At 65.4% G+C, this 301-nt stretch carries 2 protein-coding genes; one reads left to right on the forward strand and one right to left on the reverse strand.

Annotation, left to right across the window (positions count from 1 at the left end):
- On the reverse strand, positions 1-221 hold a 221-nt coding region (locus tag SCWH03_RS28680), incomplete at its 3' end, for an IS3 family transposase (protein ID WP_216854826.1).
- Between the two features lie 11 nt (positions 222-232).
- Between SCWH03_RS28680 and SCWH03_RS30025 the strand changes: the two genes are divergently transcribed.
- A partial coding sequence (locus SCWH03_RS30025) for a DUF5372 family protein (protein ID WP_371872812.1) occupies positions 233-301 on the forward strand: 69 nt, incomplete at its 3' end.

Here is a 301-nt window from a genome sequence, read left to right on the forward strand (position 1 = left end):
GCTCGGGTTTCGAGTGGGGTGAGGTACCCGAACTCGGGGTGTTTGCGGAGCCTGGTGCGGTTGTACTCGACCTCGATGAAGCGGAAGACGTCGGCGCGGGCAGCCTCGCGGCTCTCCCAGACAGTGGGGCCGATCTCCGCTTTCAGCAGCCCGAAGAAGCTCTCGGCTGCAGCATTGGCGTGATCCGTCGACTGCTCAGGTTCCGGACTCTGGAGATGCAGGCGGGGTGCGGGTGACGCACCCGTTCCACCCGCTGTTTGGACGGGAGTTGGAGTTCATCGAGCGCCGTCAGTGCTGGCGG

This window comes from Streptomyces pacificus, from assembly GCF_011766325.1.
Lineage (GTDB): Bacteria > Actinomycetota > Actinomycetes > Streptomycetales > Streptomycetaceae > Streptomyces > Streptomyces pacificus.